Below are 19344 nucleotides of genomic sequence, written 5' to 3'. Positions count from 1 at the left end.
TCCTTGCCCTTGTCCTTGCCCTTGTCTTTACGGCCGCCACCGCCACCACCGCCGTTCGGACCGTCACCGCGCGGGCCACGGGCATTGCGCGGGTTGCGCATGTCCGGACGTTCGCGGGCTTCCGGTTTTTCGGCTTCCACGGCGCTGGCATCGAAGCCCATCAGGTCGCCGTCGGCAATTTTCTGCCTGGTCATGCGCTCGATGCTTTTCAGCAGTTTTTCTTCGTCCGGGGCCACCAGCGAGATCGCCTCGCCCGAACGACCGGCACGACCGGTACGGCCGATGCGGTGCACGTAGTCTTCATCGACGTTCGGCAGTTCGAAGTTGACCACGTGGGGCAACTGGTCGATGTCCAGGCCACGGGCGGCGATGTCGGTGGCGACCAGGATGCGCACGTCGCCGGCCTTGAAATCGGCCAGGGCTTTGGTGCGGGCGTTCTGGCTCTTGTTGCCGTGGATCGCGACGGCCGGCAGACCGTGCTTGTCCAGGTACTCGGCCAGACGGTTGGCGCCGTGCTTGGTGCGGGTGAACACCAGCACCTGTTCCCAGGCGCCCGCGGTGATCAGGTGCGCCAGCAGTGCGCGCTTGTGGCTGGCAGGCAGGCGGAACACGCGCTGTTCGATACGCTCGACCGTGGTGTTCGGCGGCGTGACTTCGATGCGTTCCGGGTTGTGCAGCAGCTTGCCGGCCAGATCGGTGATGTCCTTGGAGAAGGTCGCCGAGAACAGCAGGTTCTGCCGTTTGGCCGGCAGACGCGCCAGGACCTTCTTCACGTCATGGACAAAGCCCATGTCGAGCATGCGGTCGGCTTCGTCCAGCACCAGGATTTCCACGTGGGACAGGTCGACGCTGCCCTGGCCGGCCAGGTCGAGCAGGCGACCCGGGCAGGCCACCAGCACGTCCACGCCGCGGGACATGGCCTGAACCTGAGGGTTCATGCCGACGCCGCCGAAGATGCAGGCGCTGACGAATTTCAGGTCACGGGCGTAGACCTTGAAGCTTTCGTGCACCTGGGCTGCGAGTTCGCGGGTGGGGGTCAGGACCAGTACCCGCGGTTGGCGCGGGCCGTGGCGCTGGGATTTGTCCGGGTGACCGTTGGGGAACAACCGCTCCAGGATCGGAAGGGCGAAACCGCCGGTTTTACCAGTACCTGTCTGTGCCGCGACCATCAGGTCGCGACCTTGCAACACGGCGGGAATGGCCCGCTGTTGCACCGGAGTAGGCTCGGTATAGCCCGCTGCCTCGATGGCGCGGACTAAAGCCTCGGAGAGACCGAGGGAAGCAAAGGACATGAGTAATCCTGTTTTAGTTAGGGCTTGGCCCAATGGGAGTCTTGCCTGGCGCGAATGGCGTTTAAGAGGACGCAATCCCGTCCGGTCCTGCTTCGGTTTCGAAAGCTCGTCTGGAGCGCTCGCGCGGGCTGAAAGCTGCGCTGTAGCGGGGTCGAGATGCCTTTAACGATTCCGAGCGTCCGGGCGTGAGCCTGGCGGGAAGGCCGGAGTATAACAGAGCAATCACTGCGCGCCGCTTTCCTGCTGCTCAACGGTTTTGGCGCGGGTCGCGGTGGCACTGGCTGGATTTATGACGTTTGCCGGGGCGGCACCATAGCGGGCACTCAGCTCGGCGTAGGCCGGCTCGCGCTTGAAGCGTTTGAGTTCGGCGCCGAAGCGCTGCACCAGCAAGTCCATGCCGGCGTTGCGGCGCACCGCCAGAAACTGGCTCTGCTGGCTGATGACGGTGGGGTTTTCGGTGATTTTGTCGCGGATGCCCAGCTCGTCCAGCAAATGCTGCCCGACCCGGCGGTCGGTGATCAGCAGGTCGATCCGCCCACGCACCAGCTTGCCGAAGTTGGCTTCATGGCTGGGTGCCGGTTCACGGGTGAACAGCGTCGAGTTCCTGAAGTCCTCGCTGTACAGGTAGCCCGGCGAGGTGCCGATCGTCAGGCCGCGCAGTTCGTCGAGGGTGCGGAAAGGGTGCGGCCGCTCGTTGGCGTAGAACATCACGAACTGCACCTCCGAGAGCGGTTCGCTGGGGTAGAGCAGGGTCGCGTCGCGCTCTTCGCTGTGAAAAATGTCCAGTGCGCCATCGGCCTGGCCCGTCTCGAGCATCGACAGGCAACGTTTCCACGGCAGGAACTGCCACTCCACTTCGATGCCCAGGCGTTTGAACACGATTGCCGTGGTTTCGTAGTCCAGGCCCAGTGACTTGCCATTTTCCTCATAGACGTAAGGCGCCCACGGCTCGGTGACAATGCGCAGCTTCTCGCCCCGGGCGGTGAGGCTCAGGCAAGTGAAAAGCACAGCGGTCAGTAGCTGGAAAATGACAGGCATGGCCTGAGGTTAGTACGCGGGGCGTCTAATGAGAAGCTCTGGCGTGCATGTTTAGCGCTGACGTGAGCAGATTGGGCGCGCCGTCTCTATTTACTCGGTGAGTTGAGCAAGTGTTGGTGGATCGCCGTACGCCGACGCCCCAGGATCAGCTTGACCAGACCGTGGGTGAACCAATGTTCCAGCATGTGTCGGCACACTGGCTTGCCGACGCGTTCTTTCTGGTTTTGCAGCGCCTTTTCCCACCAGACCGGGCCGCAGGCCCTGTCGAACTCGTTTGGATGCTCATAGCAGCCGTAGAGGATTTCGCGGATGAACTGGCGCAGGTGCGCGGGCAGCGCCAGAGTGATGAGTTTGTAGAGCATGCGCTGGCAGCGAGGTGGCCGTGGCAGGCGGGCGGATACTCGGTGGGTATCGTCCAGGGCGGCAGGGCGGGTGGGCTGCGTGACGTGCTTACGGACCCAGGCCTGGACTTTGGCCCGGAACAACTGTTTGCGGCTCCAGTAGTGATGAATCAGGTCCGGGCACTTTCTGATCTCCAGCGTGCGATAGGCCGCCACCGACAGGCAGAACTCCTCGAGGGTGTAGGCGCCGCGTGCGTGGGGGAACAGCTCATCGATCAGCGCAATCGAGCGATCCAGTACCTGGGCGTCCTGCTGATGCAGGCCGATCACGCCGGAGTTGAGCAGCATCATCTGGTCGTCCGCCAGGCCGCGCTCCTTGAGCGATGAGGCCAGGGCGCTGTAGAGCAGGTTTTCCTTGTTGTTGCCGTAATGCGTGTAGGCGTCGTTGCACAGCAGCGCGCCGGGCTGCACGCGCTCGAACAATTTGACTGGCGAGCAGTGGAAGAAGGTATCGGTGTCGATCAACAGCGCGATTTCGGATTCCTGAAGCACCGTGCGCAGGGCGACATGTTTGGCGCGAAAATGATAGCCATGGGGTTCGCACCAGCGCCGACGGGTGGCCTCGTCGAGCGGGCGTACGCGCACCGGCAGTTTTTCATAGGGCTTGGGGTTGTCGCTGAAGACCTGGATATCGATGGCGGCGTCCGGCGTTTCACGTAGCCATGCCAAGGCACTGGCTATGCTGAAGACGGCTTCCTGGTGATAGGTCTCGGAACCGAAAACCAGATAGACGAGTTGAGGGCGTGAAGACTTCATTGCTACAGCGTATTCCCTGTTTATTACTGAAAAAAAAAGGCCCTCCGAAGAGGGCCCTTGTTCCTGCGGGTCAACGATCAGCGGGGGAGCTTCAGGTTGTTCCACACAGCCAGGCTGGCTTCGGCCTGGTTCAGGGTATAGAAATGCAACCCCGGTGCGCCGCCCTGCAACAAACGTTCACACATTTCGGTGATGACCTGCTCACCGAAGCGCTGAATGCTCGGCGTGTCGTCGCCATAGGCTTCCAACTGCTTGCGGATCCAGCGCGGGATTTCCGCACCGCAGGCATCGGAGAAACGCGCCAGTTTGCTGTAGTTGGTGATCGGCATGATGCCCGGCACCACAGGAATGTCGACGCCCAGTGCCCGGACGCGATCGACGAAGTAGAAGTAGCTGTCGGCGTTGAAGAAGTACTGGGTGATCGCGCTGTCGGCGCCGGCCTTGGCCTTGCGCACGAAGTTGGCGATATCGTCTTCGAAGTTGCGCGCTTGCGGATGCATTTCCGGGTAAGCGGCGACTTCGATGTGAAAATGATCGCCGGTCTCTGCACGAATGAATTCGACCAGGTCATTGGCGTGGCGCAGCTCACCGCTGGCCATGCCCATACCCGAAGGCAGGTCACCGCGCAGGGCAACGATACGCTTGATGCCGGCAGCCTTGTATTGAGTCAGCAGGCCACGCAGGTCGTCCTTGCTGTCGCCCACGCAAGACAAGTGCGGTGCGGCAGGGACTTTGACTTCGCTCTCGAGCTGCAACACGGTGTTGAGGGTGCGATCACGGGTCGAACCGCCAGCGCCATAGGTGCAGGAGAAAAAATCGGGGTTGTAGGCAGCCAGCTGACGGGCAGTGGCGAGCAGCTTTTCATGCCCAGCGTCGGTCTTGGTAGGGAAGAACTCGAAGCTGTAGCGACGGTCTTGGGACATGGTCATATCCTTGGAAACGCGTAAGCCTGGAAGCCTTGCACATCCCAATGTGGGAGCGGGCTTGCTCGCGAAGGCGGTGGGTCAGTCGACAGTAACGTTGAATGATAAACCGCTTTCGCGAGCAAGCCCGCTCCCACAAGGGAGAGCGGGCATCAGGACCGATCAGTAGCGGTAGGCGTGAGGCTTGAACGGACCTTCGACGGTCACGCCGATGTAGTCGGCCTGGGTCTTGGTCAGTTGCGTCACGACGCCGCCGAAACCGCGGACCATTTCCAGGGCCACTTCTTCGTCGAGTTTCTTGGGCAGTACTTCAACGGTCAGGCGCTCGGCTTTCTGGGCGGGCGACAGGTCGGCGTACTTCTGGCCGAACAGGAAGATCTGCGCCAGTACCTGGTTGGCGAACGAACCGTCCATGATGCGGCTCGGGTGACCGGTGGCGTTACCCAGGTTCACCAGACGGCCTTCGGCCAGCAGGATCAGGTAGTCGTCGTTCTGTGCATCGAATGCGCCAGGACCGGTACGGTGGATCTTGTGAACCTGTGGCTTCACTTCTTCCCATGCCCAGTTCTTGCGCATGAAAGCGGTGTCGATTTCGTTGTCGAAGTGACCGATGTTGCAGACAACGGCGCGCTTCTTCAGGGCCTTGAGCATGTTGGCGTCGCAGACATTGACGTTACCGGTGGTGGTCACGATCAGGTCGATCTTGCCCAGCAGCGCCTTGTCGATGCTGTCTTCGGTGCCGGTGTTGATACCATCGATGAACGGCGAAACCAGTTCGAAACCGTCCATGCAGGCTTGCATGGCGCAGATCGGGTCGACTTCGGAGACCTTGACGATCATGCCTTCCTGACGCAGGGACTGAGCCGAGCCCTTGCCCACGTCACCGTAGCCGATGACCAGCGCTTGCTTGCCGGACAGCAGGTGGTCGGTACCGCGCTTGATCGCGTCGTTCAGGCTGTGACGGCAGCCGTACTTGTTGTCGTTCTTGCTCTTGGTCACCGAGTCGTTGACGTTGATGGCCGGGATCTTCAGTTCGCCCTTGGCCAGCATGTCCAGCAGGCGGTGTACGCCAGTGGTGGTTTCTTCGGTCACGCCGTGGACGCGATCCAGTACCTGTGGGTACTTCTTGTGCAGCAGTTCGGTCAGGTCGCCGCCGTCGTCGAGGATCATGTTGGCGTCCCATGGCTGGCCATCCTTGAGGATGGTCTGCTCCAGGCACCACTCGTACTCTTGCTCGGTTTCACCTTTCCAGGCGAAAACCGGGATGCCGGCGGCGGCGATGGATGCGGCGGCCTGGTCTTGTGTCGAGAAAATGTTGCAGGACGACCAGCGTACTTCGGCACCCAGGGCAACCAGGGTTTCGATCAGCACGGCAGTCTGAATGGTCATGTGGATGCAACCGAGGATCTTCGCGCCCTTGAGCGGTTGCTCTTCGGAGTACTTGCGGCGCAGACCCATCAGGGCCGGCATTTCGGATTCGGCGATGATGGTTTCGCGACGGCCCCAGGCAGCCAGGGACATGTCGGCGACTTTGTAATCGGTAAAATCTGCAGGCGTGATAACAGCGCTCATGAAGAGCCTCCATTCGTAATGTATGCGAATGGGCGCCGTTGTGCGTTTAGTGTCGGGCCGGTGAAGGCCTGGCAACGCCCCATCCGAGCCTGACAGGTCCAGCCTGCTGCAGCGCCCCTCGGACAGGTGGCGGGAAAACGGTATCAACCAGAGGTTACCGTTTTGAAACGGGGGCGATTATAGCGGGCTATGCTGATCTTCCAAAGCCTTTCTGTGGGTCAATGTCCGAACGGTAATCGAGGCCATAGTCGAAGCCCGATAGAGCTCTAGTCCGGGCTCTGCCATGATAGGCGGCATCAATCGGCAAGACGGTCAGGAGTGAGCATGAATTTCCACACCCGCAAATGGGTCAAACCCGAAGACCTCAACCCCAACGGCACGCTGTTCGGCGGCAGCCTGTTGCGCTGGATCGACGAAGAAGCGGCAATCTACGCCATCGTCCAGCTGGGCAACCAGCGCGTCGTCACCAAATACATTTCCGAGATCAACTTCGTCAGCGCCTCGCGCCAGGGCGACATCATCGAGCTGGGCATCACCGCCACCGAGTTCGGTCGCACCTCGATCACCCTGACCTGCGAAGTGCGCAACAAAATCACCCGCAAGAGCATCCTGACGGTCGAGAAGATGGTCTTCGTCAACCTCGGTGAAGACGGCCTGCCTGCGCCCCACGGTCGCACCGAGATCAAGTACGTAAAAGACCAGTTCAAGGACGAGTCCGCCGTCGAATGATTCGAGGGTGACGAACGGAATTCGAACCGCGCGGGTCGTAACAACATCGCACCCAGCGGTTCAGGAGTTCTATGGACACTCGAAAAGACGGCAAGACCCCCGACCTCTCCGCCAAAGAGCAGCACGAGGTCGAAAAGAGCCAGCCACCGCGCGCAGCGGTGCTGCATGAAATCATTCGCACCCAGGGCGATCAGGAGCTTGAGCGCAGCATCGCCGCGCTCTGGTGGTCGGCGCTGGCCGCGGGCCTGACCATGGGCCTGTCGCTGATGGGCATGGGCCTGCTCAACTCGCGCTTGCCCGATGGCGAAGGCTTCAAGGTGATTGCCAGTTTCGGCTACTGCGCCGGGTTTCTTGCGGTGATTCTCTCGCGCCAGCAACTGTTCACCGAGAACACCCTGACAGCCGTGCTGCCAATCATGAGCAAACCCACACTGGGCAACTTCGGCCGCTTGCTGCGGCTGTGGTCGGTGGTCCTGGTAGGCAACCTGTGCGGCACCCTGCTGGTGGCCTACGTGATGCTGGAACTGCCGATTTTCGACAGCAAGACTGACGTGGCCTTCCTCGACATCGGGCGCAAGGTCATGGAAAACGACACGCCGCAGATGTTCGCCAAGGGCATCATTTCCGGCTGGATGATCGCCACCATGGTGTGGATGATTCCGTCGATGGAGAGCGCCAAGATCTGGATCATTATCCTGATCACTTACTTCATGGCGCTGGGCGACTTCACCCATATCGTGGTCGGTTCCCTGGAAGTGTCGTACCTGGTGTTCGCCGGCGAGCTGCCGTGGAAGGATTTCTGGCTGGTGTTCGCCGGTCCCACGCTGGCGGGGAATATCATCGGCGGCAGTTTTATTTTTGCGCTGATCAGCCATGCGCAGATTCGCAGCGAGAGCGGACCGCCGAAAGATGCGACGGACCCAGGCAAGGAGCCCGATCCGCAGAAGGTCAAAAAGTAATCAACTCGACGTGCCGACCGTCACGACGTTGCGACGCTGGCGGTAGATGAAAAACAGCGCGGTCAGCACCGTCAAGCCGCTGACCAGCGCGCCGGTCCAGGGCAGGTCTGCCAGGTCCGCGCCGCTGGCCACCACCAGGCCCCCGATCCAGGCACCGGCCGCATTGCCGAGGTTGAAGGCGCTCTGGTTCAGGGTCGAGCCCAGGTTCGGTGCTTCATGAGCCTGATCGATGATCAGCAGCTGCAAGATCGGGCACAGCGCAAAAGCGAAAATCCCCCACAGCACCAGGGTGATCGCCGCCGGGATCACCGAATGGCTGGTCTGGCTGAAGGCAGCCAATACCAGCACCACGGCCAGTGCCATGCCGACCAGTGAAGGCAGCAAGCGACTGTCAGCCAACCGGCCGCCTAGCATGCTGCCGGCGGTCAAGCCCACGCCGAACAACAGCAGCATGACCGTCACGCCATGGGGGCTGACACCGGTGATGTCCTGCAGGATCGGCGCAATGTAGGTGAAGACGCTGAACAGGCTGGTCGAGGCCAGCACGCTCATGCCCAGTGCCAGCAGCACGTTCACCTTGCCCAGGACCTTGAACTCACTGGCGAGGTTGGCCTTGTCCATCGCAATGTTTTTCGGCAGCCACAGCCACTGTGCGATGGCCGCGATCACCCCGATCACCGATACCGCCCAGAAGGTCGAGCGCCACCCGGCGTATTGCCCCAGCGCTGTCCCCAACGGCACGCCCAGCACGTTGGCCAGGGTCAGGCCGGTGAACATCATCGCAATGGCCTGGGCCCGCTTGTTCGGCGCCACCAGCCCGGCGGCCACCACCGAACCGATGCCGAAAAATGCACCGTGGCACAGCGCAGTCACCACCCGGGCGGCCATCAGCGTGGCGTAGTTGGGTGCCAGGGCGCAGAGCATGTTGCCGAGGATGAACATCAGCGTCATGCCCAGCAAAGTGGCTTTGCGCGGCATGTTGGCGGTGCCCACCGCGAGGATCGGTGCGCCGAATACCACGCCCAGGGCATAGCCGGTGATGAGCAGGCCAGCGTGGGGAATGCTCACCGCCAGGTCGCGGGCGACATCGGGCAGCAGGCCCATGATGACGAATTCAGTGGTGCCGATGCCGAACGCGGCAACAGCGAGGGCAAGCAAAGCGAGTGGCATGCGCAAGGTCTCTGTCGGTAGTCTTGACGCTGTGATCAGGCATACGCAGGCCGATGACCGTTCTCGACGAGGGCGGACAAGGCAGGGTTTTTATTGGAATTAGTCTGTGCGCAACTGAGTGCGGCGTGGTCGCTTGCAGTATAAACAGCTGCTGACATATCGCGAATCAATTCTCTACGCATTCCCTGTAGGAGCGAGCTCGCTCGCGAGGGTCGTCAACGATGACGCGGGCTGTCTGGATAATCGCTTTGCTCTGACGTTCATCGCGAGCGAGCTCGCTCCTACAGTGGGGATTGCGGGGGCAACAATAAGGAGTACGCCGTGCTTGCAACGGCTTTGGTGTTGGTGGCGGCGTTGCTGCATGCGGCGTGGAATACCCTGATCAAATTCAGCGCCGAACGGCTGCTGGTGGTGGCGTGCATGGACAGCGTGGCGCTGCTGTTTGTCGCGGTGCTGTTGCCGTTCGTGGCGCTGCCGCCTATGGAAATCTGGCCGTGGATCCTGGCCTCGGCGGCCTTCGAATTGCTCTATCGCTACCTGCTGATCCAGGCCTATCGCGTCGGCGATCTCGGGCTGGTCTATCCATTGATGCGCGGGCTGTCGCCACTGGTGGTGCTGGCGTTGACGCTGATTTTTGCCGGCGAGGTGCTGACCCACCAGCAGATCTTCGGGATCCTGCTGATCCCGCTGGGCATGCTCTGCCTGCTATGGCAGGGCGGGGGCGGTGCGCGACTGCCGTGGTCGATGTTGCCGGTGGTGGCGCTGATCGGCCTGTGCATCGGTTGCTACACCTTCATCGACGGCCAGGCGCTGCGACGCTGGTCGCACCCGCTGGACTACCTGGTGTGGGTGACGCTGATCAGCGCCTGGCCCTTCCCGTTGCTGGCCTGGGTGCGCAAGCGGCCGGCGTTCAAGTTGTTCTGGCGCGAGCAGTGGCGATTGGGCCTGGCGGTCGGTTTCTGCGTGTTGTTCAGCTACGCTCTGGTGCTGTGGGCCATGCAACTGGGATCGATTGCCGAAGCGGCGGCGTTGCGCGAAATCAGCGTGATCCTGGTGGTGCTGTTCGGTATGCGTTACCTGAAAGAACCTTTCGGCCGGCCGCGGCTCTTAGCCTGTGGGCTGGTATTGATCGGCATGCTGGTGATGAAATTCTGAAGAAGGGATTGCTCTATGACGGTTGCTCTGTGGTGCATTTTGATCGCGATTTTCCTGCCTTACGTGTGCACGGTCGTGGCCAAGGTCAGTGGCGGGTTCAGGCTGGATGACAACCACGATCCGCGGGATTTTCTTGATTCTCTGAACGGCTTGGGCAGACGCGCCCATGCGGCGCAGCTCAACAGCTTCGAAGTGACCCCGGCGTTTGCCGCAGCGGTGATCGTGGCGCATCTGGCAGGCAATGCCGAACTGGTGACGATCAACGTGCTGTCGGTGTTGTTCATCACCAGCCGGTTGCTGTACATCATTTGCTATCTGGCGGACTGGGCGATCATGCGGTCGCTGGTGTGGTTCGTGGGGATGGGGTTGATTGCGGCGTTCTTTTTTGTGTCTGTCTGAATCCTCTGTGCCCTTGAGGGCGCCATCGCGAGCAGGCTCGCTCCCACAGGGGATGCGATCAACTTTGGGAGCGAGCCTGCTCGCGATAGCTGTCCAACGACCAACGTTCACTTACGGCTTGGTCTTCTCTGCGTCCGCCACCTGCGGCACTTGCGGCAACGCCGCGCCTTTAGGCCACAACATCCAGATCTGCCCCTGCTGCTTCATGTCCCCGGCCAATTGCCCGGCCGCTTCACCGGTGCCCCAGAACAGGTCCGCACGGACCTCGCCGGCTATCGCGCCGCCGGTGTCCTGTGCCGCAACAGGCCGCACCAGCGCACTGCCATCAGGCTTGGTGGTCGATAGCCACAACAGGCTGCCCAACGGAATCACCTTGCGATCCACCGCCGCGCTGTAACCCGCGGTCAATGGCACGTTCAACGAGCCGCGAGGGCCTTCGTTGCTGTCGGGATTGCGGGTGAAAAATACATAGCTTGGATTGCTGCCCAACAGTTGCGGAATGCGCGACGGATTGGCCTTGGCCCAGGCGCTGATCGCACCCATGGTCACGTCTTCCTTCTTCAGCTCACCCTGTTCAACCAGCCAGCGGCCGATCGGTCGATAGGGGTGGCCATTCTGGTCGGCATAGGCGATGCGCAACTGGCGACCGCTGTCGAGCTGAATACGCCCTGAACCTTGGATTTGCAGGAACTGCAGGTTCATCGGATCGGTCAGCCAGGCCACCACCGGTGCCTTGACGCCTTTGGTTTCGATGGTCGCCGCATCGTCGTAGGGCTTGAGCACGCGACCTTCAAGGCGACCGCGCAGGCGTTTGCCCTTGAGCTCCGGGTAGAGGCTGTCCAGGGCGACGATGATCATGTCTTCGGGCACGCCGTACACCGGGATGTTGGCCGTAGCGGTCTGGGTCAGGCTGCCGGGGTAGACCGGTTCGTAGTAACCGGTGATCAGGCCGTTGGGGTTGTCGTTGGCGGCGCGCAGGCCGTAGACATCGAGGTTCTGTTTGAGGAAGCCGCGAATGTCGCCGGCGGTTTGCGGCACATTGGCGGCCGCCGCGCAGGTCCCGCCCCAGACCGGGTCGGCCTTGAGTCGGGTACAGGCGCTGCGCCACGAGCCGAAACCGGCAACCAGGTCACTGTCGGACACCGCCGGCAGTGCTTCCCAGGTGGCGGCAGAGTAGGTGGCCAGTGCGTGGGTTTTCGGTTGTTGCTTGTCGCCACCGGTGCAGCCTGCGAGCAGGGCCACCATCGACAGGGTCGCTATTGGCAGGGTTCGGGCCAGGCTGCGACGCCAGGCCGTGAAACGGCTGTTCATGGAGTGATTCCTTTGCCGGTTGCCCGAGTGCTCCATGCGCTCATGCAACCCGTATTGATAATAGGGCTATTGGTGTTTGTCGAGGACGCGAGGATACTGGCCGCCGTTTCCCCCCGACCTGAAGCATGAAGCCTGAAGCCACCATGACTCTTAAAAGACTTTCCGTTGTATTGCTGGCCTGCCTGACCTTGTCCGCTTGCGGCGGTGTCGACCCCAATTCGCCGCTGGGCCAACGCAAGGCGATTTTCAAGCAAATGCTCAAGACCGGTGAAGACTTGGGTGGCATGTTGCGTGGCCGCATCCCGTTCGATGGCCCCAAATTCGCCGAAGGCGCGGTGAAGCTCGACGCATTGTCCCATGAACCGTGGAAGCATTTTCCGCAGGTGCGTGAAGAAGACCACACCAGCGCCAAGAGCGATGTCTGGGAGCAGCAGGCTCGCTTCCAAGGCATGGCTCGCGACCTTGAAAAGGCCACCGGTGAATTGGTGATCGCCAGCCAGGTTCAACCCTACAAGGCCAGCAACCTGGGGCCGGCGGTGCAGAAGGTCGAAGATGCTTGCAGTGCGTGTCATAAGGCTTTCAGGGATCATTGATAAGCGCAGTCGTGGCGAGGGAGCTTGCTCCCGTTCGACTGCGAAGCAGGCGCAAACCGACCCGCGCGGTTTATCTGGCTAACTGCGATTGCCGGTTTTTGGGGGCGTTTCGCAACCCGGCGGGAGCATGCTCCCTCGCCACGCAATGCTTGATAACGACCTTACTTATCCAGTTCATCCACCGCTTCCTGCAGTTCCTTGCGGGACTGGGCGAGTTTGTCTTTGCGTTTGTTGATTTTCTCCGGATCGCCTTTTTTCATGGCCTTGTCCAGGTCGGCCTGTCGCCTGCTGACTTCGTGCTTGGCATCGAGCACCTTGTTCTCGCGCTCTTTCTTCAGTGAGGCCTCGGTGCAGTTGGCGCTGACTTCGCTCAGGGCTTTTTCCAGGCCAGCCTGCTGATCGGCGTTGCCGTGGGACTTGGCCAGCTCGATCTGATTGATGATGCCTTGCTTCTTGGCGGCGCAACCGGTCAGCCCTGGCGCCTCTTCGTCGGCCATCAGCGGGCCGGCCAACACCGTGCAGAGGGTCAGCAGGGCCAGCGGTGAAAGTCGTTTCATAAAAGCTCCGTGTGAAAGGCAATCGATTCGATGCGGCGATGGCTTGTTGGAGCCTATCGGTACTACCGGGTTCCCGGGCGGCTAAAAACCGTCAATCCCGGCGTCCCTCAATGTTTCACTCAAGGCCAGCACCTGCGGGTCGCGGAAAAACGCCTTCAACTGGGCGGCGCGTGCTGGCCCGATTCCGGCCTCGGCCTGCCATTGTTCGGTGTCTCGTTGCGCCAGCGCCTGCCATGAATCGGCAAGGCGTGCCTGGCCTGTCGGTGGCATGCCCAAGGCCTTGAGCCAGCGGGCGAAAGGGCGTTTTCGGGCACTGTCGAAACTGGTGTAAAGGCGCGCGGCGCTGCGCTCGCCCAAGCCATCAATGTTAGCAAGCTCTTGGGCATCGAGGTTCAACCAATCCAACAGACTGTTCAGGCGCCCGGCCTGAAGCAGTTTTTCCCAGGTGCCGGGACCGACATGGGGCAGCGCCAGGCCCTGTTTGCCGCTGAGCCAGGCCAGGCGAGCGAGGAACTGGCCTTCGCAACCGGGTGTCGGCTGCCAGCAGCTCAAGGAATGAAAGTCGCTTGCTGCGGGCACGTGCAAGTCCGGGCGCTCGGTGCTGCGGGAGACCACCCCGTCCAGCCGGGGAATGGTCAAGCCCGCGAGGCTGATGGCGACCTGATCGCCTGGGCGAATGTCCAACGCCTGCCAGCGTTGCAGGGAGCTGACGCTGACTCGCCTGATCTGCCGGTCATCGAGCATCACCGGTAGCAACTCGAGCACCGGAGTGATGCGACCGGTTCGACCCATCTTGAAGTGGACCTTGCGCACTTCGGCCAGGGCCTGGGCGAAGGGGTATTTCCAGGCAACGCTCCAGTGAGACGGTTTGGCCTGCCAGCGCTCGGCGGGCGGGCGCTGTCCCTGACGCAGAACGATGCCGTCGCTGGCAAAGGGCAGGGGTGAGCGATACCAGTGATCGCGCCAGCGCTGGGCATCGGCCAGTGAGTTGATCGGCTGGCTGTACGCCGCGGTCGCTGGAAAGCCCAGTTCGTCCAGCGTCGCCACCCGCTCGGGCAGGGTCGCCGGACCCTGTGGCCAGTCCCAGACGAACAGGCCGATCCCGCCTGCCTGCTCTGCAGTCAATGTCTTGCGAGCCATTAACCCGGCGACCGTGGAGCGTGCATTGAGGCTGCCGGCCTGGGCCTGAACGTGGTCGTTCAGGCGCCAGTAAAGTTCGCCTTGTACCAGCAGGTCCTGAGGTTGTGCGAGCTGTTGTGGAATGGCGGCAATCTGACGTGCCGATGCGGTCCAGTCCTGGCCCTGCACACCGTCGCCGCGACTGACCGCCTGGGTCAGCAGGCCCTGGTGGTAGATCAAGGACACGGCCACGCCGTCGACCTTGGGCTGAACCCAGACGTCCGTGCGATGGTGCATCCAGTCTTCGACGGCTCGCTCATCCTGCAACTTGTCCAGACCGGTGTGGGCAATCGGATGGGAAACCGTGCCTCGCGCCGCACTCAACGGGGTGACTGGCGCATCCCGTTTGAAGCATTGGCGCCAATGAGCCAGACGCGCGCGAGACTGGTCGTAGAGCTCATCGGCGACCAGGGATTTGCCTTCGCGGTGATAGCTGTCGTCCCAGCGGTCGATCTGTTTTTGCAGGGTGGCGATTTCGTTCGCGGCGCGTTCGGGTGGCCAGTCCGGGCATTGACTGGCTTGGGTGGTGAGGCAGAAAAGGCACAGCAGGAGGGTGAAAAACAGGCGCATCGTGAGCGTCCTTGCTCGTTGAGGTGCCTCAAGGCTAGGTCAGTGTGGGGTGAGGCAAAGGGTGGGTGTTTTGCCAGGCATTTCTGGTGGCAGGACTGGCCTCTTCGCGAGCAAGCCCGCTCCCACAGTGATTTGTGGTGAGCACCCGGTTCCCTGTGGGAGCGGGCTTGCTCGCGAAGGCGGCGACGCGGTCTCAAGCAAAAGCCAATAAAAAGCCCCGCACGGCGAACCGTGCAGGGCTTTTGGTACCGCCAGGAAAGTTTTACAGACCAGCAGCAGAACGCAGTGCGTCGGCGCGGTCGGTTTTTTCCCAGGTGAACGTGGTGAAGGTATCGTCGCCCACGGTCTTGGTCTGCGGGGTGCGACCGAAGTGGCCGTACGCGGCGGTTTCCTGGTACATCGGGTGCAGCAGGTCGAGCATCTTGGTGATCGCGTATGGACGCAGGTCGAACACTTCGCGGACCAGTTTGACGATCTTGTCATCGCTGATCTTGCCGGTGCCGAAGGTGTTCAGCGAGATCGAAGTCGGCTGAGCGACGCCGATGGCGTAGGACACCTGAATCTCGCAACGCTCGGCCAGGCCGGCGGCAACGATGTTCTTGGCCACGTAACGACCGGCGTAGGCCGCCGAACGGTCTACCTTCGATGGATCCTTGCCGGAGAACGCGCCGCCACCGTGGCGAGCCATGCCGCCGTAGCTGTCGACGATGATCTTGCGACCGGTCAGGCCGCAGTCGCCCACCGGGCCACCGATGATGAACTGGCCCGTCGGGTTGATGTGGAACTGGGTGTCCTTGGTCAGCAGTTCGGCCGGCAGCACGTGCTTGACGATCAGTTCCATCACGCCTTCGCGCAGGTCGTTGTACGACACTTCCGGGTTGTGCTGGGTCGACAGAACAACCGCGTCGATACCCACGACCTTGCCGTTTTCGTAACGGCAGGTCACTTGCGACTTGGCGTCCGGACGCAGCCACGGCAGCAGGCCGGATTTGCGGGCCTCGGCCTGGCGCTGAACCAACTGGTGCGAGAAGGTGATCGGTGCCGGCATCAGCACGTCGGTTTCGTTGCTGGCGTAGCCGAACATCAGGCCCTGGTCGCCGGCGCCCTGATCTTCAGGCTTGGCACGGTCGACACCCTGGTTGATGTCAGGGGACTGCTTGCCGATGATGTTCATCACGCCGCAGGTCGCGCCGTCGAAGCCGACGTTGGAGCTGGTGTAGCCGATGTCGGTGATCACGTCACGAACGATCTGCTCCAGGTCGACCCAGGCCGAAGTGGTCACTTCGCCGGCGATGATCGCCACGCCCGTTTTCACCAGAGTCTCGCACGCCACACGGGCGAACTTGTCTTCAGCGATGATGGCGTCCAGCACCGCATCAGAAATCTGGTCGGCGATTTTGTCCGGATGCCCTTCAGACACGGACTCGGAGGTGAAAAGGGAGTATTCGCTCATCTCGATGTTTTCCTGAAATTACCGATGGTGAGTGTCGCCAGCCGGCCGCTGAAAATGGCGGACCTGAATCTGGAAACCATTACGTAAGCCTACATAGAGGCTTTCCCCGGGAACGAGTCCCGCAGCGGTGGCCCAACGGGCCAGATCGTCCTGTTCAAACCCCAACCAGAGATCACCGCAGGCTTCCCTGGCCCAACTCTGGTTGTGGCTACATAACTCTGTCACTAACAGGCTACCGCCTGGTTGCAGCAAATGGCCCATGTGCCGCAGGGCATCGGCCGGCGCGGCGAAATGATGAAGCACCATGTTCAGCACCACGCAATCGGCCTTCAAACCCACGCCGTCCAGGGCATCGGCCAGTTGCAGGCTGACGTTGGTCAGCGCCTGGCGCTCGCACACCTGGCGCGCCAGTTCGAGCATCGCCGGGCTGTTGTCCAGCGCCGTAACCTGACTGAAGCGGCGCGCCAGTTCCGGAAGGAAAGCACCGTCCCCGGGGCCGACTTCGATGGCCGTGGCGCCTTCGTCGAAACTCAACTTGTCGAGCAGGGCCACCACGCTGTCGCGGTATTGCGGCAGGCCGGCGATCAAGTCCTGCTGGGCGCGAAACTTCTCCGCCACCCGTGAGAAAAAGTCCTGGCTGGCGGCGGCGCGCTGCCCGTGGACCTGGGCGATGCGCGACTGCACATCGGCAGGCAGCATCAGCTCATCGACTTCTTCCAGCAACGCCGCGTGCAGCTTGCCGCCCAGCAGAGCGGTGTGGGGCAGGGCGCGGCGGTAAAAAATCGCATTGCCTTCACGGCGGGTCGCCACTAGGTCGGCCTGGGCCAGTACCTTCAGGTGGTGACTCATGCCCGACTGGCCGATGCCGAAGATCTGCGCCAGTTCCAGCACGCCAAACGAATCGTTGGCCAGCGCGCGCAAGACATTCAAACGCAACGGATCGCCGCCGGCCTTGCAAAGGGCCGCCAGCTCATCGCAATCGTCATGGCGAATGGAAGGCACACGTAGGTTCATAAGGCCGGCAGTCTAGTCACGCACCGATGGCATCGCAAGAGCAATATCAAAAAGTTTTGATATTGCTCGATAGATGGCACTTCTTCACGTTAGCTTCAGTCAACAAACGGAAGGCGGAAAGGATTCACCTGGCCAAACCAGGGTTATCCATTGGAAAAACGCCTTCAGATGACTATCTGTCATTGCCCCGAGGCGGCCCGGTGAGGGAAAATGCTCGCCTTTTTTCCGTTTCGTTTTATTCACTCTCGATTCAGAACCCGCAGGAGAACAGCGATGCCTAGCCGTCGTGAGCGCGCCAACGCCATTCGTGCCCTCAGCATGGATGCCGTGCAAAAAGCCAACAGCGGCCATCCCGGTGCCCCTATGGGTATGGCGGATATCGCCGAGGTGCTGTGGCGCGACTACCTCAAGCACAACCCGAGCAATCCATCCTTCGCCGACCGTGACCGCTTCGTGCTGTCCAACGGTCACGGCTCGATGTTGATCTACTCGTTGCTGCACCTGACCGGCTACGACCTGTCGATCGACGACCTCAAGCAGTTCCGTCAACTGCACAGTCGCACACCGGGCCACCCGGAATTCGGCTACACCCCAGGTGTTGAAACCACCACCGGCCCGCTGGGTCAGGGTCTGGCCAACGCCGTGGGCTTCGCCCTGGCGGAAAAAGTCATGGCGGCGCAGTTCAACCGTCCCGGCCACAACATCGTCGACCACCACACCTACGTATTCCTGGGTGATGGCTGCATGATGGAAGGCATTTCCCACGAAGTCGGCTCCCTGGCCGGCACCTTGGGCCTGGGCAAGCTGATCGCCTTCTACGATGACAACGGCATCTCCATCGATGGCGAAGTCGAAGGCTGGTTCACCGACGACACGCCCAAGCGCTTCGAAGCCTACAACTGGCAAGTGATCCGCAATGTCGACGGTCACGACCCGGAAGAAATCAAGACCGCGATCGAGACGGCGCGCAAGAGCGACAAGCCAACCCTGATCTGCTGCAAGACCACCATCGGTTTCGGCTCGCCGAACAAGCAAGGCAAGGAAGACTGCCACGGCGCCCCGCTGGGTGACGCGGAAATCGCCTTGACCCGTGCGGCGCTGAAATGGAACTACGGTCCTTTCGAAATCCCGGCCGACATCTATGCCGAGTGGGACGCCAAGGAAGCCGGTCGCGCCGTTGAAGCCGAGTGGGACCAGCGTTTCGCTGCCTACTCCGCCGCGTTCCCTACCGAAGCCAACGAGCTGATCCGTCGCCTGAGCGGCGAGCTGCCGGCCGATTTCAGCGAAAAGGCCGACGCCTACATCGCCGAAGTGGCCGCCAAGGGCGAAACCATCGCCAGCCGTAAAGCCAGCCAGAACGCCCTGAACGCCTTCGGCCCGCTGCTGCCCGAGTTCCTCGGCGGTTCGGCTGACCTGGCCGGTTCCAACCTGACCCTGTGGAAGGGCTGCAAGGGCGTCAGCGCCGAAGACGCCAGCGGCAACTACATGTACTACGGCGTGCGCGAGTTCGGCATGACCGCGATCATGAACGGCGTTGCCCTGCACGGCGGCCTGGTGCCTTACGGCGCGACCTTCCTGATGTTCATGGAATACGCCCGCAATGCCGTGCGCATGTCGGCACTGATGAAACAGCGCGTGATCCACGTCTACACCCACGACTCCATCGGTCTGGGCGAAGACGGCCCGACTCACCAGCCGGTCGAGCAATTGGCCAGCCTGCGCTGCACCCCGAACCTCGACACCTGGCGTCCCGCCGATGCCGTGGAATCGGCGGTGTGCTGGAAACATGCACTGGAGCGCAAGGACGGTCCTTCGGCCCTGATCTTCTCCCGTCAGAACCTGCAGCACCAAACCCGTGATGCCGGCCAGATCGCCGATATCAACCGGGGTGGTTATGTGTTGAAGGACTGTGTGGGCGAGCCTGAGCTGATCCTGATCGCCACCGGTTCCGAAGTGGGTCTGGCCGTTCAGGCCTACGACAAACTGACCGAGCAGGGCCGCAACGTGCGTGTGGTTTCCATGCCGTGCACCAGCGTGTTCGATGCCCAGGACGCCGGCTACAAGCAATCGGTCCTGCCGTTGCAGGTCAGCGCCCGTATTGCCATCGAAGCCTCCATCGCGGACTACTGGTACAAGTACGTAGGGCTGGAAGGCCGCGTGATCGGCATGACCACCTACGGCGAGTCGGCGCCTGCGCCTGCCTTGTTCGAGGAGTTCGGCTTCACCCTGGAAAACATCCTCGGCCAGGCTGAAGAGCTGCTGGAAGACTGATC

17 protein-coding genes and 1 riboswitch are annotated in these 19344 nt (G+C 61.7%); of the genes, 6 read left to right on the top strand and 11 right to left on the bottom strand.

Annotated elements, in window-relative coordinates; genetic code table 11:
• The 5 genes from B0W55_RS17520 to ahcY all read right to left on the bottom strand — a co-directional run.
• Positions 1 to 1292, bottom strand: a 1292-nt coding sequence (locus B0W55_RS17520) for a DEAD/DEAH box helicase (protein ID WP_077047185.1), incomplete at its 3' end; no start/stop codon positions are given.
• A gap of 222 nt (positions 1293 to 1514) precedes the next feature.
• Positions 1515 to 2330 carry an ABC transporter substrate-binding protein gene (locus B0W55_RS17515; RefSeq protein ID WP_077047184.1) on the bottom strand — a complete coding sequence of 272 codons (816 nt, stop codon included), beginning with the start codon at positions 2328 to 2330 and terminating at the stop codon, positions 1515 to 1517.
• Between the two features lie 86 nt (positions 2331 to 2416).
• The gene (locus B0W55_RS17510) at positions 2417 to 3487 is read right to left on the bottom strand and encodes a hypothetical protein (protein WP_077047183.1); all 1071 of its coding nucleotides are present in this window, start codon (positions 3485 to 3487) and stop codon (positions 2417 to 2419) included.
• Positions 3488 to 3564: 77 nt separating this feature from the next.
• Positions 3565 to 4410: a methylenetetrahydrofolate reductase [NAD(P)H] gene (metF, locus tag B0W55_RS17505; protein ID WP_077047182.1), complete on the bottom strand. Its 846-nt coding sequence runs from the start codon at positions 4408 to 4410 to the stop codon at positions 3565 to 3567.
• A 162-nt stretch (positions 4411 to 4572) separates the two neighbouring features.
• Positions 4573 to 5982 carry an adenosylhomocysteinase gene (gene ahcY / locus B0W55_RS17495; RefSeq protein ID WP_077047180.1) on the bottom strand — a complete coding sequence of 470 codons (1410 nt, stop codon included), beginning with the start codon at positions 5980 to 5982 and terminating at the stop codon, positions 4573 to 4575.
• A 23-nt stretch (positions 5983 to 6005) separates the two neighbouring features.
• A riboswitch (S-adenosyl-L-homocysteine riboswitch) is annotated at positions 6006 to 6108 on the bottom strand.
• A gap of 198 nt (positions 6109 to 6306) precedes the next feature.
• Between ahcY and B0W55_RS17490 the strand changes: the two genes are divergently transcribed.
• Together B0W55_RS17490 and B0W55_RS17485 are read left to right on the top strand one after the other, a co-directional pair.
• The gene (locus tag B0W55_RS17490) at positions 6307 to 6711 is read left to right on the top strand and encodes an acyl-CoA thioesterase (protein WP_077047179.1); all 405 of its coding nucleotides are present in this window, start codon (positions 6307 to 6309) and stop codon (positions 6709 to 6711) included.
• Between the two features lie 71 nt (positions 6712 to 6782).
• On the top strand, positions 6783 to 7670 hold the full coding sequence (locus tag B0W55_RS17485; protein WP_077047178.1) for a formate/nitrite transporter family protein: 888 nt from the start codon (positions 6783 to 6785) through the stop codon (positions 7668 to 7670).
• Here B0W55_RS17485 and B0W55_RS17480 read toward each other — a convergent pair whose 3' ends face one another.
• Positions 7671 to 8840 carry an MFS transporter gene (locus B0W55_RS17480; RefSeq protein WP_077047177.1) on the bottom strand — a complete coding sequence of 390 codons (1170 nt, stop codon included), beginning with the start codon at positions 8838 to 8840 and terminating at the stop codon, positions 7671 to 7673.
• A gap of 321 nt (positions 8841 to 9161) precedes the next feature.
• Between B0W55_RS17480 and B0W55_RS17475 the strand changes: the two genes are divergently transcribed.
• The gene (locus tag B0W55_RS17475) at positions 9162 to 9995 is read left to right on the top strand and encodes an EamA family transporter (RefSeq protein ID WP_077047176.1); all 834 of its coding nucleotides are present in this window, start codon (positions 9162 to 9164) and stop codon (positions 9993 to 9995) included.
• A 15-nt stretch (positions 9996 to 10010) separates the two neighbouring features.
• Positions 10011 to 10394 (top strand): MAPEG family protein, encoded by a 384-nt coding sequence (locus B0W55_RS17470; protein WP_077047175.1) that lies wholly within the window; start codon positions 10011 to 10013, stop codon positions 10392 to 10394.
• A gap of 111 nt (positions 10395 to 10505) precedes the next feature.
• Here the strand turns inward: B0W55_RS17470 and B0W55_RS17465 are convergent, their stop codons facing one another.
• Positions 10506 to 11705: a murein transglycosylase A gene (locus B0W55_RS17465; RefSeq protein ID WP_077047174.1), complete on the bottom strand. Its 1200-nt coding sequence runs from the start codon at positions 11703 to 11705 to the stop codon at positions 10506 to 10508.
• Between the two features lie 143 nt (positions 11706 to 11848).
• Between B0W55_RS17465 and B0W55_RS17460 the strand changes: the two genes are divergently transcribed.
• A complete protein-coding gene (locus B0W55_RS17460; protein ID WP_077047187.1) occupies positions 11849 to 12298 on the top strand; it encodes a cytochrome c in 450 nt (149 codons plus the stop codon).
• A gap of 161 nt (positions 12299 to 12459) precedes the next feature.
• On the opposite strand, the gene B0W55_RS17455 is transcribed toward B0W55_RS17460, so the two are convergent.
• From B0W55_RS17455 to B0W55_RS17440, 4 genes are all read right to left on the bottom strand, one after another.
• A complete protein-coding gene (locus tag B0W55_RS17455) occupies positions 12460 to 12855 on the bottom strand; it encodes a DUF1090 domain-containing protein (protein WP_077047173.1) in 396 nt (131 codons plus the stop codon).
• A gap of 81 nt (positions 12856 to 12936) precedes the next feature.
• Entirely contained in the window at positions 12937 to 14604 is a 1668-nt protein-coding gene (gene ligB, locus B0W55_RS17450; RefSeq protein WP_077047172.1) for an NAD-dependent DNA ligase LigB, read from the bottom strand.
• 262 nt (positions 14605 to 14866) lie between these two features.
• Complete coding sequence (metK, locus tag B0W55_RS17445; RefSeq protein WP_077047171.1) at positions 14867 to 16057, bottom strand: methionine adenosyltransferase; 1191 nt, start codon at positions 16055 to 16057, stop codon at positions 14867 to 14869.
• A gap of 18 nt (positions 16058 to 16075) precedes the next feature.
• Complete coding sequence (locus B0W55_RS17440; protein ID WP_077047170.1) at positions 16076 to 17071, bottom strand: metalloregulator ArsR/SmtB family transcription factor; 996 nt, start codon at positions 17069 to 17071, stop codon at positions 16076 to 16078.
• Positions 17072 to 17344: 273 nt separating this feature from the next.
• Between B0W55_RS17440 and tkt the strand changes: the two genes are divergently transcribed.
• The gene (gene tkt, locus B0W55_RS17435; RefSeq protein WP_077047169.1) at positions 17345 to 19342 is read left to right on the top strand and encodes a transketolase; all 1998 of its coding nucleotides are present in this window, start codon (positions 17345 to 17347) and stop codon (positions 19340 to 19342) included.
• Positions 19343 to 19344: the final 2 nt, after the last annotated feature.

It is taken from the genome of Pseudomonas sp. KK4 (assembly GCF_001984065.1).
In the GTDB taxonomy this organism is placed as follows: Bacteria; Pseudomonadota; Gammaproteobacteria; order Pseudomonadales; family Pseudomonadaceae; genus Aquipseudomonas.
Note: the sequence above shows the minus strand (reverse complement) of the source record. Positions and strands in the feature narration are given on the sequence as shown.

Excerpts from the sequence above, each read along its gene's own strand:
- B0W55_RS17515 (WP_077047184.1), bottom strand. The coding sequence starts at position 2,330 with ATGCCTGTCATTTTCCAGCTACTGACCGCTGTGCTTTTCACTTGCCTG.
- B0W55_RS17510 (WP_077047183.1), bottom strand. The coding sequence starts at position 3,487 with ATGAAGTCTTCACGCCCTCAACTCGTCTATCTGGTTTTCGGTTCCGAG.
- metF (WP_077047182.1), bottom strand. The coding sequence starts at position 4,410 with ATGTCCCAAGACCGTCGCTACAGCTTCGAGTTCTTCCCTACCAAGACC.
- ahcY (WP_077047180.1), bottom strand. The coding sequence starts at position 5,982 with ATGAGCGCTGTTATCACGCCTGCAGATTTTACCGATTACAAAGTCGCC.
- B0W55_RS17490 (WP_077047179.1), top strand. The coding sequence starts at position 6,307 with ATGAATTTCCACACCCGCAAATGGGTCAAACCCGAAGACCTCAACCCC.
- B0W55_RS17485 (WP_077047178.1), top strand. The coding sequence starts at position 6,783 with ATGGACACTCGAAAAGACGGCAAGACCCCCGACCTCTCCGCCAAAGAG.
- B0W55_RS17480 (WP_077047177.1), bottom strand. The coding sequence starts at position 8,840 with ATGCCACTCGCTTTGCTTGCCCTCGCTGTTGCCGCGTTCGGCATCGGC.
- B0W55_RS17470 (WP_077047175.1), top strand. The coding sequence starts at position 10,011 with ATGACGGTTGCTCTGTGGTGCATTTTGATCGCGATTTTCCTGCCTTAC.
- B0W55_RS17465 (WP_077047174.1), bottom strand. The coding sequence starts at position 11,705 with ATGAACAGCCGTTTCACGGCCTGGCGTCGCAGCCTGGCCCGAACCCTG.
- B0W55_RS17460 (WP_077047187.1), top strand. The coding sequence starts at position 11,849 with ATGACTCTTAAAAGACTTTCCGTTGTATTGCTGGCCTGCCTGACCTTG.
- B0W55_RS17455 (WP_077047173.1), bottom strand. The coding sequence starts at position 12,855 with ATGAAACGACTTTCACCGCTGGCCCTGCTGACCCTCTGCACGGTGTTG.
- ligB (WP_077047172.1), bottom strand. The coding sequence starts at position 14,604 with ATGCGCCTGTTTTTCACCCTCCTGCTGTGCCTTTTCTGCCTCACCACC.
- metK (WP_077047171.1), bottom strand. The coding sequence starts at position 16,057 with ATGAGCGAATACTCCCTTTTCACCTCCGAGTCCGTGTCTGAAGGGCAT.
- B0W55_RS17440 (WP_077047170.1), bottom strand. The coding sequence starts at position 17,071 with ATGAACCTACGTGTGCCTTCCATTCGCCATGACGATTGCGATGAGCTG.
- tkt (WP_077047169.1), top strand. The coding sequence starts at position 17,345 with ATGCCTAGCCGTCGTGAGCGCGCCAACGCCATTCGTGCCCTCAGCATG.